We start from the raw sequence: 14,085 nt of genomic DNA on the forward strand, positions 1-14,085 counted from the left end.
ATGTCGCAGAGAAAACCGTCGCGGGGCTCCAGCGTTGCGCCGCCGCCAGTGCCGTCTCAGGCGTTTGGAACAGACGCCGACGAGATGCGGCAGCTGCAGTGGGCGGGGCTGAGCCTCGAACGGCAGCTCGCGCTCTGGGTCCTGACGCTTCTGGTCCTGGGCCTCGCGCTCTATTTCCTGAGCCCGGTGCTGGCGCCCTTTGTCGCCGGGACCGCGCTCGGCTATCTGCTCGACCCCGTGGCCGACCGCCTGCAGCGGCTCGGACTGTCGCGGCTGGGCGCCGCGGGGCTTCTGCTCGTCGTCTTCCTCCTGGTCGTCGGAACCGCGGCCGTCGTTCTGGTCCCGATTCTCTCGCATCAGCTCGCCGGCTTCATCACCTCGCTCCCGGGCTATCTGCAGACGCTGCACGGGCTGCTCACGCAGTGGAGCGAACGCTTCACCAGCGATTCCATCAACAACTGGCTGCAGGAATTCGGACTTGGGGGCGCCGCGGCCTCGTTCGACGCGCAAAAATACATCAACGATCTGACGAGTCAGGCGGCGACATTGTTCGGCGACTTCATGAAATCGCTGTTGTGGCGCGGCTATGCGCTCATCAACGTGATCTCCCTCATCGTTATTACGCCCGTTGTCGCCTTCTATATGCTGCTTGACTGGGATCACATGGTCGCGATCATCGACGATCTGATCCCGCCGCGCCATCGCGAGGACGTGCGTTCGCTGGCGCGCGACATCGACCGCGCGCTGGCGGGCTTCGTGCGCGGTCAGTCGCTGGTCTGCCTGTTCCTGGGCGTCTGGTATGCGGTGGGGCTTTCGGCGATCGGACTGAACTTCGGCTTCCTCATCGGGGTCAGCGCGGGCTTTCTGAGCTTCATCCCCTATGTCGGCTCGATCACCGCCTTCGTCCTCTCGATTATCGTCGCGATCGTGCAGGGCTGGCCGCATATCCACCTGCCGATCGAGGCGGTGGCGATCGTGACCACCGGACTGATCATGGACGGCTATGTGCTGTCGCCGCGGCTTGTCGGCGCCTCCGTCGGCCTGCATCCGGTCTGGATCATGTTCGCCTTGCTGGCGTTCGGCGCGCTGTTCGGCTTTACCGGACTTATCGTCGCCGTGCCCGTGGCGGCGGCGCTGGGCGCCTTCATGCGCTTTCTGGCGCGGCGCTATCGCGCGAGCGCGTTGTACCAGCATCCGATCACGGACATCGCATGACGAAGGCCGGCGCGCCGGAGGAACGCCCGTCGGGGCGGCAACTGCCGCTCGACCTGCCGACGACGCCTCGGTTCGGGCGCGAGGAATTTCTGCCGGCCGCGTCGAATCTGGCGGCGCTCGACATGATCGAGCGCTGGCCGGATTGGCCGGATCGCGTTCTGATGCTGATCGGCCCGCCGGGCGCCGGCAAGAGCCATCTTTGCGCCATCTGGGCGGCGCGCGCCGACGCTCTCGTGGTTCCGGCCGACGCGCCGCCGACGCTGGAGCGGCTCGCCGCGCAAGCCCCCCGCGCCATCCTGATCGACGACGTCGACCGCGTCGCTGATGAAACGGCGCTGTTTCATTTGCTGAATTTTGTCAACGAAAGCAGGATCTTCCTGCTGATGAGCGCGGCCCGCGCGCCGCGCCGCGACGACGTCCGTCTGCCCGACCTGCTGTCGCGTCTGCGCCGGGCCCCCGCGGTCGAGATCGGCGCGCCGGACGAGGCGTTGGTGCGCGCCGTGCTGGTGAAGCTTTTTGCGGATTGTCAGCTCATGGTCGAGCCGCCCGCGCTGGCGTTCGTCGCGCTGCGGCTGGAGCGCTCGCTGGCCGCCGCGCGGTCTTTCGTCGCAGCCCTCGACCGCGAGGCGCTGGCGCAGGGGCGGCCTGTCACACGATCGCTGGCGGCCAAGGTTATGGACAGTTTCATCGACAAGTAAGGCCGAGGCTTTTGCGGCGGCTCGGGCCTGTGGCATGATGGCGATGACCGGAAAAATGGAAATGAAACCGCATATTCAGGATCAGCTCGCGGCCGAGCGCACGGGCGCGGACATCGCCGTCATGGATCGCGTCGACGAGATTCTCGTCGAGGATCCGGCCAAGCTCGCGGCCTCGCCGCAGCGCTTCATCAACCGGGAACTGTCCTGGCTCGAGTTTAATCGCCGCGTGCTGGAGGAGGCTTCGAACCGCAACCACCCGCTGCTCGAGCAGCTGCGGTTTCTGTCGATCTCCGCCAATAACCTCGATGAATTCTTCATGGTGCGCGTCGCCGGCCTGCGCGGCCAGGTGCGATCGGGCGTGACGGCGACCTCCGAAGACGGTCTGACCCCCGCCGAGCAGCTGACGAAAATCACCGAACGGGTCACGCTTCTGACCAGCGAGCAATTGCGGCGCTGGCGCGAGCTTCGCGCCGAGATCGAAGACGTGGGCATCGTCATCGTCGAGCCCGCGGACGTCTCCAAGGCGGACCGCGAATGGCTCGAGGACTATTTTCTCAGCCGCGTCTTTCCGGTGCTGACGCCGCTTGCGGTCGATCCGGCGCATCCGTTTCCCTTCATCCCCAATCTCGGCTTCACTTTGGCGCTCGAACTCGTGCGTCCCGGCGACCGCAAGACGCTTCAGGCGCTCGTTCGCTTGCCGCCGAAGATCGAACGCTTCGTGCGTCTGCCCGCGACAGGCGACGCCGGGCGCGAGCGTTTCATGCTTCTGGAGACGCTGATCGCCATGAACGCGCAGCGTCTGTTTCCCGGCTATCTGTTGCGCGGGCAGGGGCTGTTTCGGGTCATCCGCGACAGCGACCTCGAAGTCGAGGAAGAAGCCGAAGACCTCGTGCTGCTGTTCGAGACGGCGCTGAAACGGCGCCGCCGCGGATCGGTGATCCGACTTGAAGTGGCGGCCGACATGCCGGCGAGCTTGCGCACGCTCGTCGCCGAGGAACTCGACGTCAACGAGCCGGAGACGTTCGAGATCGATGGCATGCTGGCGCTCAACGATCTCTCGGAACTCGTCGCGCTCGATCGGCCCGACCTGAAATTCAAGCCCTATAATCCGCGTTTCCCGGAGCGGGTGCGCGACAATGGCGGCGACTGTTTCCTGGCGATCAAGCAGAAGGACCTCGCCGTCCATCATCCTTACGAATCCTTCGACGTGGTGGTGCAGTTCCTGCAACAGGCGGCGCGCGACCCCAACGTCATCGCCATCAAGCAGACGCTGTATCGCACCTCCAACAACAGCCCGATCGTGCGCGCGCTGGTCGAGGCGGCGGAGGCGGGCAAGTCGGTCACCGCGCTCGTCGAACTCAAGGCGCGCTTCGACGAAGAGGCGAACATCCGCTGGGCGCGCGACCTCGAACGCGCCGGCGCCCAGGTGGTCTTCGGCTTCATCGAACTCAAGACGCACGCCAAATTGTCGCTCGTCGTGCGCCGCGAAGGCTCGGGGCTCGTCACCTACTGCCATGTCGGCACCGGCAATTACCACCCGGTCACGGCGCGCATCTATACCGACATTTCGGTGTTCACCGCGGATCCGGCGATCGGACGCGACGTGTCGCGCATCTTCAACTACATCACCGGCTATGCGGAGCCTGCCGGACTGGAGCGCATGGCGGTCTCGCCGATCTCGCTCAAGAAGAAGCTCCTCGAACATATCGAGCAGGAAATCGGCTTCGTGAAGGCCGGCAAGCCCGGCATGATCTGGGCCAAATGCAACGCGCTCGTCGATCCGGAGATCATCGACGCCCTCTACGCCGCCTCGCAGGCGGGCGTGTCCATCGATCTCATCGTGCGCGGCATCTGCTGCCTGCGGCCGGGCGTGCCCGGTCTGTCGGACAATATCCGCGTGAAGTCGATCGTCGGCCGTTTCCTCGAACATGCGCGCGTCTACGCTTTCGGCGGCGGCCGGGCGCTGCCGCATCCGCGCGCGCATGTCTATATTTCGTCCGCCGACCTGATGCCGCGCAATCTCGATCGCCGCGTCGAGGCGATGATGCCGATCATCAATCCGACGGTGCACCAGCAGGTGCTCGATCAGATCATGCTCGCCAATTTGATCGACAATGAGCAGAGCTATCGCGTCCTGCCGGACGGCTCTTCGCTGCGCATCGTTCCGCCGGACGGCGAAGAACGATTCAATGCGCATAATTATTTCATGACAAATCCGTCGCTTTCGGGTCGCGGCAAATCGCTCAAGGAGTGGCGGCCGCGCTCACTGCTGAAGCGCGGCCAAAATGCTTGAGGCTCCGCAGAGTCAATTTTTGCGGGGAGTGGAGTCCGGGCCGAGGTCCGTCGCCATCGTCGACATCGGTTCGAATTCGGTGCGTCTCGTCGCTTATCAGGCGCTTGCGCGCGCGCTGACGCCAATCTTCAACGAAAAGGCGATGTGCGGTCTCGGCAAGGGCGTGGTCACGACAGGCCGGCTGCCCGACGATGGCGTCGAAAAAGCGATGAAAGCGCTGCGCCGTTATCGCGTGCTCTGCGAAACGATGGGCGTCGACGACATCGATGTGATCGCCACGGCCGCGGTGCGCGAAGCAAAGAACGGCGCGATGTTTCTCGATGCGGCGCGCGACGCCATCCGGCGCGACATTTCTCTACTCTCGGGCCGTCGTGAGGCGGAGCTGTCCGCCCTCGGCGTCGTCTCCGCGATCCATGAACCCGACGGGGTCGTCGGCGATCTCGGCGGCGGTTCGCTCGAATTGATCGACGTTCGCAAGGAGTCGCTCGGCAAGGGCGTCACGCTGCCGCTCGGCGGATTGGCGCTGATGGACGCGTCCCGGCGCTCGATGCGCGAAGCGACGCGCATCGCCCGCAAGGCCATCGCCGGGGCCAAGCCGCTTGAACATCTCAAGGGCCGCACCTTCTACGCGGTCGGCGGCACATGGCGTTCGCTGGCGAAGCTTCACATGCGTCAGCGCAACTATCCGCTCGGCGTGATGCATCATTACCGTATCCAGACGAGCGAAGCCGCCGATTTCGCCGCGCTTGTCGAACATATCGACAGCGAAGCCCTGGAGGACATCAATATTGTTTCGGCCGCGCGCCGGCCTTTGCTCGCCTATGGCGCGATCGTGCTCGATGAGATCATCCGTCGCGCCAAGCCGCGCGAGATCGTCATCTCCGCCGCCGGCGTGCGCGAAGGCATGTTGTACGAGCGTCTCCCGCCTGCGGAACGGCGCGTCGATCCTTTGCTCTCGGCGTCGCGAGAACTGGAATCGACGTTCGCGCGCGCGCCCGGCTATGGCGACGATCTCGTGGATTGGACCGACGCCTATATGGAGAAGAGCGGAATCGATGAGACGGACGAAGAGCGCCGGCTGCGCCACGCCGCCTGTCTGCTCTCCGACATCGCCTGGCGCGCCCATCCCGAATATCGCGCGCAGCGCGCCATGAACATCGTCACGCAAGGGCCGTTTGTCGCGATCGATCACCCTGGCCGCGCTTTTCTGTCGCTAGCGATCGTGTTTCGCCACGAAGGGCTCGACGGGACCGAAGCGCTTTCAGATTTGCGCACGCTGCTGACGACGCGTCTTTTCGCGCGCGCGCGCATTCTCGGCGCGCTGATGCGCGTCGCTTATTTGTTGTCGGCGTCCATTCCCGGCGTGCTGCCTCGCACCCGCTTGCGGGTCTGCGATCGCGCGGCGACGCTCACCTTGCCCGCGGCTTACGCGGACCTGGCGAGCGAGCGCGTGCTCAACCGATTGAAGTCTCTTGGCAAGCTCATGGGCGTCGATGCGCAGATCGAGATCGCGCCCTGACGTTGTATGCGTTCAATCTGCAAAATGGTTTCAATTGCGAAAGGAATTCGACATGAGAAAGCAATTCGCAAAAATGCTGCTTGCGAGCGTCGCGGCGTTTACATTGGCGAGCGCGAGCGTCGAGGCCTGCACCCGCGTGCTCTATGGAACGTCCGACAGCGACTATATCGTCGGCCGCACGATGGATTGGGACGTCGATCCGCGCACCAACCTGTGGTCGTTTCCGCGCGGCATGGCGCGCGACGGCGGCGTCGGTCCGGGTTCAATCAAATGGACTTCGAAATATGGTTCGCTCATCGCCGACTTCTACGACGCGGCGACGGCTGAAGGCATAAATGAGGCCGGCCTTGCGGCGAACCTGCTGTATCTCGCCGAGGCGGATTACGGGGACCCGAAAGCGTCGAAGAAGCCGCTGCTCTCGGTCGGAGGCTGGACCCAATATATCCTCGACAATTACGCGACCGTCGCGGATGCGGTGAAGGCGCTGCAAAAGGAGCCCTTCGCGATCGTCGCGCCGGATCTTCCGGGCGGGGTGCGCTCAGCGAGCCATCTGGCGCTCGCCGATCAGTCGGGCGACAGCGCCATACTCGAATATCTCGGCGGCAAGCTCGTCATCCATCACAATCGCAAATATACGGTGATGACGAATTCGCCGCCGTTCGATCAGCAGCTTGCGCTCAACACCTATTGGGTTTCGATCGGCGGGGTGAATTTTCTTCCCGGCACGCATCGCGCGTCGGACCGCTTCGCCCGCGCATATTGGAATTTGAACGCGACGCCGAAAGTCGCGGACGGGCGCGTCGCGATCGCCAGCGTCTTTTCGATCATTCGCAACATTTCGGTGCCGCTCGGCATTTCCGCGCCGCAGGAGCCAAACATCGCCTCGACGCGTTGGCGCTCGGTCACCGACATCAAGAATCGGCTCTATTATTTCGAGCCGACGCTCAATCCGTCGATCTTCTGGGTGGATCTGAAAAACCTGAAGCTCGAGCCCGGCGCGAAGCCGGCGAAACTCGACCTTGCGGGCGATCCGATCCTGTCCGGCGAAGTTGCGGACAAATTCGTCCCGGCCGAGCCGTTCAAATTCCTGTCGCGCTGACGGAGCAGGCGTCGCATCGCGCGGCGGGATGCGGCGCGTCATAGGAGACGCGCCGCCGCTGAGCTTATTCGGCCGAAGGGCGCAGGGCGACCCGGTCGATCTTGTCCACCCGCATGGCCTCGGCGCCCCGGGCGCAATGAAACCGCAAGGTCGTGCCGACCGCGGAGTCGAAAAAGGCCGTCTTGCCATCGGCGACGGGGACGACAACACGCGTCGCCTGTGTCGCAGGCGTCGGCTCCTCGTCCAGCGCGGAATCGATGACCATCATGGTGAGACGGCAGCCGCTTTCGCCTCCGACGAAATAGCTCACGACATGCTTCGATCCGGCGTCGAAGCTTGCCGCCATGAGCGGCTTCATCGTCAATGACGCGTCGGCGGCGGACAGGCCCGAGCTTGCTGCAAGGCACAGCGCTCCGCCGAACGCCGCCGCGACAATTCGATTTCCTGCAATCATGTCTGTTCCTTCCATCTTCGAAGCGAGGGTGCGCAGCCGCCGTAGCCGGCTGACAGCCTCGCTCGTTCGAAAGGTGGATAGTGCATCGCACAAAAACAATAATGCGATGCGAAAAATATGATGTGCGTGACTTAAGGTAAGAAAATTAAATGGCTTTTCTGCAGCACAAATTTCAGTCAGGGGCTCTCTGGGCGCGTATCCAATAACGTCTTTTTTGCGGCGCAAAAAAAGCCCCGAGTCATTCGGCGTTCGCCGGCTCGCTCGATTCCTGCCAGTCAAAGGTCACGACGCGCCCGTTTTCGACCGCGAGCGCGAGACGGCCGCGCTTCAATTCCAGCGCCTTCTCGCCAAATACGGCGCGCCGCCATCCCTTCAGCGCCGCGACATCCGCATGGTCGTTGTGCGAGATGGCTTCGAGATCTTCGACGGTCGCGATCATTTTCGCGGCGACGCCCGTCTCTTCCGCCACTTGCCGCAGCAGGACCTTGAGCAGCTCCACCGTCGCGCCGTTCGAATTGCGTCGATCGCGTTCAATGCGCGGGATCGTGGCCGGATCGCGGGCGACGCCGCGCTCCACGGCGGCGACGATGTCGGCGCCCGCCCGCGAGCGCTCCATGCCCTTGGGAAAGGAGCGCAGATTGCCGAGCGCTTCGATCGAGCGCGGCGCGGCCTGCGAGATTTCGAGCAGCACGTCGTCTTTCAACACGCGGGAACGCGGCACGTCGCGCGTTTGCGCCTCCAATTCGCGCCAGGCGGCGAGCTCCATCAGCACCGCCAGATCGCGCGGCTTGCGCGCCCGGTGGCGCAGCCGTTCCCAGGCGTTTTCGGGATGTTGCTCATAGGTCGCGGGCGAGGTGAGCGTCTGCATCTCGTCTGCGAGCCATTCGAGGCGATTGGAGCGTTCGAGCCGCCCCCGCAAGGCCATGTAGATGTCGCGAAGATGCGTGACGTCGGCGATGGCGTATTCGATTTGAGCGTCCGACAAGGGCCGGCGCGACCAGTCGGTGAATCGCGAAGATTTGTCCAGATTGGCGCGGGTGATCGCCTTCACCAGCTCGAGATAGGAGGCCTGTTCGCCAAATCCGCAGACCATGGCCGCGACCTGCGTGTCGAAGAGCGGCGCGGGGATCAGTCGCGCGAGGCGCCAGATGATCTCGAGGTCCTGCCGCGCGGCATGGAACACCTTGACCACCTCGGAATTCGCCATCAGCTCGAAAAATGGCGTGAGATCAAGGTCTTCCTGCAGCGCGTCGATCGCCACGGCCTCTTCCGGCGAAGCGATCTGGATGACGCACACCCGCGGCCAGAACGTCGTTTCGCGCAAAAATTCCGTGTCGACGGTGACGAAAGGATGTTGGGCGAAACGGTCGCAGACCGCGGTCAGCTGGGAATTGGTGGTGAGAAGACTCATTTCTATTGGTTCTAAACGTTTTTGGCCCCGGTCTGAAGTCCTAAGGCGATTTGAAGGCCTGTCCGCGCCCCGGTCGGTCCCAAATTCAGGGCTTTTTCGTCCGGCGCCGCCCCGGGACAACGCTCGGTTGTCGTCAGGACGCCGCTTGTGGCGGTCCAGGTCCACATTTCCAAGTTGCGGGGCGGCGCCGATGGGATAGCATGCGCCGCCACTCTATTCGGGGAGCCACGTCCAACACATGCATCAGCGACAAAACTCCGCTGCTCGCGCGGCTGCGCGGGCGCGGTTCGCGGCAAGCTTTATCCTCGCCGGACTGCTCGTCTGCGCGCCTGCGCTCGCTGCTCACAAGAACCGGGCCAGTCGCGCGAGCCGCGTCAATCCCGCCTGGGCCCAATGCCGCGCGCCCGATGTCGATGCGCGCATCGCCGGATGCACGCAGATCATCGAGCAGATTGACAAGGAGACCCCGCACAACAAGGTCGCGGCCTACGTCAATCGCGCCGGCGCATATCAGGCCAGGGGCGACTACGCCCATGCCCTCGAGGATTTCGGCAAGGCGCTCGAGGTTGCGCCCAAGTCGTCGGCGATTCTCGCCGCGCGCGGCGCCGCGCACCACGCGAAGGGCGATCTCGACAGCGCTCTCGCCGATTTCGATCAGGCGATCGCCGCCGACAAGAAGAACGCCGCCGCTCTGCTGGCGCGCGCCCATATCTGGCGCGCCAAGGGCGATGTCGAGAAAGCCCTCGCCGATCTCGACGAGGCGGCCAAAGCCGACACGAAATCGACGACGGCGAGCGTCGCGGCGGGCGCTCTCTATCACGCGAAGGGCGAGCACGACCGCGCCATCGCCGCCTTTTCGGAGGCGGCCAAGCGCGATCCCAAGCTCGCCGCGGCGCGCAACGGCCGCGGCGCCTGCTACTACGCCAAGGGCGAATTCGACAAGGCGATCGCCGATTTCGACGCGGCGCTGAAAATCGACGCCGGCTACGTCAGCGCCCTCGTCAACCGCGCCAACGCCTGGCGCGCGAAGAAGGACTTCGCGCGGGCCAAGGCCGATTACGATGCGGCGCTGGCCGACAAGCCCGATCTCGCGGCGGCGAAGAAGGGATCGGACGACATGGCCAAGCTCATCGCGAAACAGGGTTCCGGCGGCCCGCCGCCAGCCGACGCGGCTCCTCCGGAAGCCGAGCACGACCACGACTGACCACGGCTGACCGGAGACTGGCGGCGCCGGCGCCTTACAGCGCCTTGGCCGCCGCCAGCACCTCCTCGGCGTGGCCCGGCACCTTCACCTTGCGCCAAATCCTGGCGATGCGGCGGTCCGGGCCGATCAGCAGCGTCGTGCGCTCGACGCCCATATATTTGCGGCCATACATGCTTTTCTCGACCCAGACGCCATAGGCGCCGAGCGTGTCCTTCCCCTCATCCGATGCGAGCGGCAGAGACAGTTCGTATTTGGCGCGGAACTTGTCGTGGTTCTTGATCGGATCGGGCGACATGCCGACCACCACCGTGTTCGCCTTGGCGAATTTGTCGCGCAGGGCGTTGAACTCGATCGCCTCCTTCGTGCAGCCGGAGGTGTCGTCCTTCGGATAGAAATAAAGGACGACCTTTTTGCCTTTCAGCGCGGCGAGCGAGATTTTCTCTCCTCCCGCTCCGGGCAGATCGAAGTCGGGCGCTACGTCCCCTTCCTGCAGGCCTCCCTTCTTGGGCCCAGCCTCCGCCTTGCCTCCAGTCGTGCTCATGGCGCCTTCCTTTCGTCGCATCTGCAGCTAAAATCAGCCCGTAGAATGCAGACTGCGCGCCAGCCGGCAAGGCCGGCCCCATTACCTGCGCCCAAGCTGCAAGAACGCCGAGAGCGAGGCCATTGAGCGACAGGACGGGGCGCAAGCCTAGCGGCGACGGAGGCGTCGTCGATAAGGGGCGGCGCGCGATGCTGCGGGCCTGTCGCGCAGCGTGGCGAACGCCGCGTTTTTGGGCGCCGCGCCGCGGACTTGGCCGCCTGATCCTGATCAGCGGGCTTGGCGCCGCGCTGTTTTGCACGCTGACGTTCGGCGGCTTCTTCCTGCTTCTCTCTCAGGGTCCGATCACCTTTGGCTGGCTCGCGCCGCACATCGTGCAGTCGCTCGACGAGCTTGCGGGCGGGCGCTACGAATTCTCGCTGGCGACGGCGTCGATCAGCAATGGCGATCATGGCCCGACGCTCGCCGTCGATGATTTCATCGTCAAGAAGGATGGCCGCCCCATCGTCGCGGCGCCGCGCGCCGAGCTCTCGCTCGATTTGCGCTCGCTGTTCATCGGCCGCGTCAAGCTGCGCCGGCTCGAAGTTCTCGATCTGGATTTGCGGCTTTCGGTCGATCCGGATGGCGCCGTCGCCATTTCGGCCGGCGCGCATCCCGTTCCAGCGAAGGCGCCGGCGCGGGCGCCCAATGCGCCGCCGTCGCTTGCGAACGGCGCGGGGACGGAACGCGCGACCCTGCTGCGCGACGCCGCGGGCGGTCTGCGCATGCTCATGGATCTGGCCACGAGTCCAAACAGCCCGATCGGCGCGCTTGATCGCCTCGGCGTCGCGCATGGCCGGCTGACGATCGACGACCGCACGATCGATCGCTCGATCCGCTACGAAGACGTGACGCTCAGTTTGGACAAGGGCGGCAACGGCATGCGCTTTTCTGCGGCGGCCGACGGACCTTCGGGGCGCTGGACGGCCATCGCCGTCGCAAAGGGCGCTCCCGGCGGACGCCGCGATTTCCACGCGCAGTTCCGGGATTTGTCGATCGACGAGATCGCCCTTGCCGGCGGCTTTCGGACGACCCGTTTCGACACCGACGCGCCGCTCTCCTTCGATCTCAAATTCGCGCTTGGCGCGGGCGACGAGGTTCTGGAGGCGTCGGGTCAAATCGAGATCGGCCGCGGCTATTTTCGCTTCGACGAGCCTGACCACGAACCGGTGATGATCGAAAAGATCGCCGGCGTGGCGACCTGGGACAGGGCTGCGCGCAAAGTCGTGATCGCGCCTCTCGTCTTGAAGGCCGGCGGGTTCGACATGACCGTCGTCGGCGACGCGCATGCGCCGGTCGGGACCAGGACCATCGTCGACGCGGCGAGTCTCGACGGGCCGTGGACGATCGCATTGCGGCTCAAGTCGCCGACCGTGGTCGCCCCGGAGCGCGCCGGCGAGAAGAACGTCCGCATCGACAGCGGATTGCTCAATGCGCGCCTGTTTCGGGACGAACGCGGCGTCGTCTTTGACAAATTCGCTTTCGAAGGCCCTGACATTCACATCGACCTCAACGGCGCGCTGAACTGGCGCGACGACTTTCGCGTGACGCTCAAGATGGCGGTCGAGGAGACGCAGATCCGCGCCCTTGCGCGTCTGTGGCCGAGCCATGTGGCGCCCTCCGTGCGCGTCTGGTTCGTCGATCATGTCCCGACAGGCGTTCTGCGGCGCGGCCGCTACGCCGCCGACTTCGACGGCGCGGCGCTGACGGCGATGCGCTACGAGCAGGCGCCGCCCGATCGCTCCCTGTTCGCCGAGGCTGACGTCGCTGACGCGTCGGTCACGGATATTCTGGAGGGCATGGCCCCGCTCAAAGGCATCAACGGGCGCCTGCGGATTACCGGACAGACCGCGTCCTTCATCGCGAATTCAGGCGTCATGGAGACCGGGCCGGGTCGACGGCTCGCGCTGTCTTCGGGCCGCTTTGCCGTCGCCGACAGCGCGCTGCGGCCCACGCCCGCAACGGTCGAGGTCCACGTGAACGGCGACGTCGAAGCCGTCGCTGATCTGCTTTCGTTGAAAGCCATCTCGGAACATGCGTCGATCCCGGTCCAGTCGGGCGCCCTGAAAGGAACCGTCGAGGGGCGGCTGCGCGTCGATTTCGAGACGGGCGCGACAGCGCGCGATGACGCGACGACCTTCGCCATCGACGCGACGACGACGAATCTCGTGATCGACAATCTTATCGGCAAAGAGAAACTCGAGGGCGGCGCGCTGCATGTCGTCGCCGATCGAACGGGGCTGCATGTCAGCGGAACCGGGCGCATCTTCGGCGCGCCGGCGACGCTCGACGTGCGCCGCGGCTTCGGCGACACGGGCGCCGCGCAGGCCCAGGTCGCATTCACGTTCGACGACGCCGCGCGCCAGCGCGCCGGCTACGCGATCGCGGGGATCAGCGGTCCGATTCTGGCGACGATCCGCACGCCAATTCCGGTTGAGCACGTCGATACGCAGATCGAGCTCGATCTTGCTCGGACGAATTTCGACAATCCGCTCCCGGGACTGGTGAAACCCGCCGGAAGGCCGGGCAGGGCCTCGTTCACGCTGACCCACCATGGCGAGGGGATGGCGCTCGAGCAATTCCTCTTCGACGCCGGCTCGGCGCAGGCGCAGGGCGTCATCGAGTTCGGCCGCGAGGGCGCGTTCCGCGCCGCCCGCCTCACGCAGGTGCGGCTCTCGCCCGGCGACGACCTGCGCATCGACGCGCAGCGCAGCGGCGAGACAGTGAAGATCGTCGCCCGCGGGACGAATTTCGACGCCCGACCGATGATGCAGGGATTGGTGCGCGCCGATCGCGGCGGCAAGGGAGGCGTCGACGATCTCGATCTCGATTTCAAGTCGCCGATCGTCACCGGCCACGGCAAGCAAATTCTCTCGAACGTCGAACTGAAGTTGGAGCGGCGCGCCGGCAAGCCGCGCGCTGTGGCGCTCAGGGGCTTTTTTGGTCGCGAACAGCTCGTCGTGAACATGGGCCGCGGACAGGAGCGGCTCGAAATTGCGACCAATGACGGCGGCTCGCTTCTTTCGTTCCTCGATATCTATCGCAAGATGGACAGCGGCGCGCTGAGCGCGACCGTGCAACTCAGCCAGAACCGCGCCGACGGCGCGTTGCGCATCCGCGACTTCTACGTGCGCGGCGAACCAACCGTGCGACAGCTGATGGCGCAGAGCGGGACGGCGCGGCCGGACGATCGCGGCAATTACCGTTTCGACCCCGATCTCGTGCGGGTCGGCAGGCTGGAAAGCGAGTTCAGCTGGTCGGGCGGACAGCTCACCGTGCGCGAAGGCGTGCTCTCCGGTCCCGAGATCGGCCTCACCTTCGACGGCTATATCGATTTCCAGCGCGAGCGGCTCGATCTCGTCGGCTCATATGTTCCGGCCTATGCGCTGAACAGTCTGCTGTCGAACATTCCGGTCGTCGGCGCCGTCCTCACCGGTGGACAGCATGAAGGCGTGTTTGCGCTGAGCTATCGGCTCTATGGCGTTCTGTCGTCGCCCTCGATCAACGTCAATCCGCTTTCGGCGATCGCGCCCGGCCTGATGCGCAAGATCATGGGCGTCATCGACGGCACGGCGCGCATGCCGCAGGAACGCTAGCCTGCGTCAGCGCCGCGCG

General features: G+C 65.1%; 10 protein-coding genes. 7 read left to right on the top strand and 3 right to left on the bottom strand.

Going from position 1 to position 14,085, the window contains the following annotated elements:
• From AB7F41_RS08800 to AB7F41_RS08820, 5 genes are all read left to right on the top strand, one after another.
• A complete protein-coding gene (locus tag AB7F41_RS08800; protein WP_428380442.1) occupies positions 1-1,215 on the top strand; it encodes an AI-2E family transporter in 1,215 nt (404 codons plus the stop codon).
• Positions 1,212-1,913: a hypothetical protein gene (locus AB7F41_RS08805; RefSeq protein ID WP_428380440.1), complete on the top strand. Its 702-nt coding sequence runs from the start codon at positions 1,212-1,214 to the stop codon at positions 1,911-1,913. The genes AB7F41_RS08800 and AB7F41_RS08805 overlap by 4 nt, the downstream gene beginning before the upstream one ends.
• 61 nt (positions 1,914-1,974) lie before the next feature.
• The gene (locus AB7F41_RS08810) at positions 1,975-4,206 is read left to right on the top strand and encodes an RNA degradosome polyphosphate kinase (RefSeq protein WP_428380438.1); all 2,232 of its coding nucleotides are present in this window, start codon (positions 1,975-1,977) and stop codon (positions 4,204-4,206) included.
• The gene (gene ppx / locus AB7F41_RS08815) at positions 4,199-5,725 is read left to right on the top strand and encodes an exopolyphosphatase (protein ID WP_428380436.1); all 1,527 of its coding nucleotides are present in this window, start codon (positions 4,199-4,201) and stop codon (positions 5,723-5,725) included. The genes AB7F41_RS08810 and ppx overlap by 8 nt, the downstream gene beginning before the upstream one ends.
• 52 nt (positions 5,726-5,777) lie before the next feature.
• Positions 5,778-6,824 carry a linear amide C-N hydrolase gene (locus AB7F41_RS08820; RefSeq protein WP_428380434.1) on the top strand — a complete coding sequence of 349 codons (1,047 nt, stop codon included), beginning with the start codon at positions 5,778-5,780 and terminating at the stop codon, positions 6,822-6,824.
• A 64-nt stretch (positions 6,825-6,888) separates the two neighbouring features.
• Here the strand turns inward: AB7F41_RS08820 and AB7F41_RS08825 are convergent, their stop codons facing one another.
• Both AB7F41_RS08825 and rnd read right to left on the bottom strand, forming a co-directional pair.
• A complete protein-coding gene (locus tag AB7F41_RS08825; protein WP_428380433.1) occupies positions 6,889-7,503 on the bottom strand; it encodes a hypothetical protein in 615 nt (204 codons plus the stop codon).
• A gap of 13 nt (positions 7,504-7,516) precedes the next feature.
• Positions 7,517-8,689, bottom strand: a complete 1,173-nt coding sequence (rnd, locus tag AB7F41_RS08830; protein ID WP_428380431.1) for a ribonuclease D — start codon at positions 8,687-8,689, stop codon at positions 7,517-7,519.
• 238 nt (positions 8,690-8,927) lie between these two features.
• On the opposite strand from rnd, the gene AB7F41_RS08835 reads away from it, so the two are divergent.
• Complete coding sequence (locus tag AB7F41_RS08835) at positions 8,928-9,893, top strand: tetratricopeptide repeat protein (protein WP_428380430.1); 966 nt, start codon at positions 8,928-8,930, stop codon at positions 9,891-9,893.
• 34 nt (positions 9,894-9,927) lie between these two features.
• Here the strand turns inward: AB7F41_RS08835 and AB7F41_RS08840 are convergent, their stop codons facing one another.
• Positions 9,928-10,434 carry a peroxiredoxin gene (locus tag AB7F41_RS08840; protein ID WP_428380429.1) on the bottom strand — a complete coding sequence of 169 codons (507 nt, stop codon included), beginning with the start codon at positions 10,432-10,434 and terminating at the stop codon, positions 9,928-9,930.
• Between the two features lie 122 nt (positions 10,435-10,556).
• Here AB7F41_RS08840 and AB7F41_RS08845 point away from each other — a divergent pair, with 122 nt between their 5' ends.
• Positions 10,557-14,066 carry an AsmA-like C-terminal region-containing protein gene (locus AB7F41_RS08845; protein ID WP_428380427.1) on the top strand — a complete coding sequence of 1,170 codons (3,510 nt, stop codon included), beginning with the start codon at positions 10,557-10,559 and terminating at the stop codon, positions 14,064-14,066.
• Positions 14,067-14,085: the final 19 nt, after the last annotated feature.

Origin of the sequence: Methylocystis sp., assembly GCF_050251305.1 — a bacterium.
In the GTDB taxonomy this organism is placed as follows: Bacteria; Pseudomonadota; Alphaproteobacteria; order Rhizobiales; family Beijerinckiaceae; genus Methylocystis.